We start from the raw sequence: 1,831 nt of genomic DNA on the forward strand, positions 1-1,831 counted from the left end.
TCATCGATTGCACACAAACGGAACACGATTCCACGGAAATCCTTACACTACCGAACACCGTTGGAAGTATTTTTGAGTTACTTAGATGAAGCAGTTTTGTCTAGCTTAATTTGACAAATCAAAATTTCTAAAAAAATTGTGAATCTGGTATTGTCACCTTCCATCTTATTCATTTATTCCCATCATAATGACTACTACACTATAAACAGTAAAAACGATTTCAATTTATTATACTTTTTTAGAAGACCGCTTTCATAAAATAGTTCATTTTAGTAGTAATGTATAAAACTTCACTAGTGTTGCATTAAAATATTAACCTGTTCCATGGCATAAAAAAATCCTTTATACTAGTACTTGGATGACTTATCCAAGACCAATACAAAGGATCTATGCATGGATAAGTATAAAACAAAAATGACAATAAATAAATGGTTTTCGTATATTAAATTAGAACAATTAAGCTTAGATTCTCGTCAAGCCATCGAACAATTTGATCGTTATGCAAAGAAATTGACATTTAAGAAAGTAATAAAGCTCTTTCTGTATGCCATTAACGATGAAACCGAAAGTTTACGACACCTAGACCAACAACTTGTCAATCCGAATTTGAAAAAAGTAATGGGGATAGACTCTATCAGTTACTCTCAGCTTTCTCGTGCCCTACGGGCACTTGAACCAAGTGTATTACTGGAGGTTTTTAATCATTTACTTTCTCTTGTGCATAAAAAGACGAAGGTAAAGTCGAAAGAAAAACTCTATCTGATTGATTCCACAACCTTTTCATTTAGCAAGAATTCCTATCCATGGGCGCATTTTAGACCGACAAAAGCTGGCATAAAGTTACATTTAAAAGTCTGCTTCATGAATGAACGTTGGGTGCACCCTGAACAATTTGAAGTATCTCCTGCTTCTGAACATGATCATGAACACTTAGAGGTCTTTATCAATGAGCCGTTGGCTACATACGTTTTTGATCGTGGGTATCTTGATTTCGCTCAATTCAATCAAATGCATTGGGGTGGGTATTTCTTCGTTTCTCGGATTAAGAAGAATACGAAGGTACATGTGCAAGGCCATCTAGACGTTCCTAAAGGAACGGGTATTATCAGTGACCAGTTGGTTCAATTGGGCAGTCAAGTCTACTTGACGAGTCTCTTTCAACTTGTGACGATAGAAAGAAAGCAGCAAGCCAATTTAAGAATTATCACCAACCGCATGGATGTATCAGCTGAAGAGATTAGTAAAATGTATCAATCACGATGGCAAATCGAGCTCTTTTTCCAGCATATCAAGCAACACATGACGATTAAAAACCACTTTTCAAAGTCAGAAGAAGGTGTGGAAAATCAAGTCATACTGGCACTGATTGTCTACTTACTGACCTTACTCATCAAGCTTGAATTAGACTTAAAACAAACAGTTTTCCACGTTTTAAGGCATTTACGAGCGTTACAGTATGAACCGTTCGAATTATTTAAGGAAATATTCGAACCTGACTAAGTGAAAGAAGCCGCAAATCGATTTATCTACAACTAAATAAGTCAAAAAAATTCTGGAAAAAGTCATCCGCTGCGCCAGCATTTGACTTTTTTGAAATTTTTAACGAAAACTACATGTGATTTAATTAACAATAAACAAGTAACAGTGATTTTCAGTTTTATGCAACACTAGTGAAATATAACATGAATTACATAAATATTCTACTTGTAAATTTCAAGTTCAAGTTAGCCACTTAGTCTCAAAAAATTTTATGATTGTTCTTTCTTTGATTTAACTTAGCTCTTTTCCATATGCTTAGATTGCCTGACGTTCCTGATGGAAGGCGCGGACA

1 protein-coding gene and 1 pseudogene are annotated in these 1,831 nt (G+C 34.9%); both read left to right on the forward strand.

Translation table 11 applies throughout. The annotated features are described in order from the left end of the window. A pseudogene (locus ACEN3Z_RS11745) lies at positions 1-114 on the forward strand (IS30 family transposase); the annotation flags it as partial. A gap of 279 nt (positions 115-393) precedes the next feature. Beyond that, positions 394-1,500 carry an IS4 family transposase gene (locus ACEN3Z_RS11750; protein WP_407090965.1) on the forward strand — a complete coding sequence of 369 codons (1,107 nt, stop codon included), beginning with the start codon at positions 394-396 and terminating at the stop codon, positions 1,498-1,500. The last annotated feature ends 331 nt before the right edge of the window (positions 1,501-1,831 follow it).

It is taken from the genome of Ruoffia sp. FAM 26254, assembly GCF_045528545.1.
Classification (GTDB): domain Bacteria; phylum Bacillota; class Bacilli; order Lactobacillales; family Aerococcaceae; genus Ruoffia; species Ruoffia halotolerans.

Excerpts from the sequence above, each read along its gene's own strand:
- ACEN3Z_RS11750 (WP_407090965.1), top strand. The coding sequence starts at position 394 with ATGGATAAGTATAAAACAAAAATGACAATAAATAAATGGTTTTCGTAT.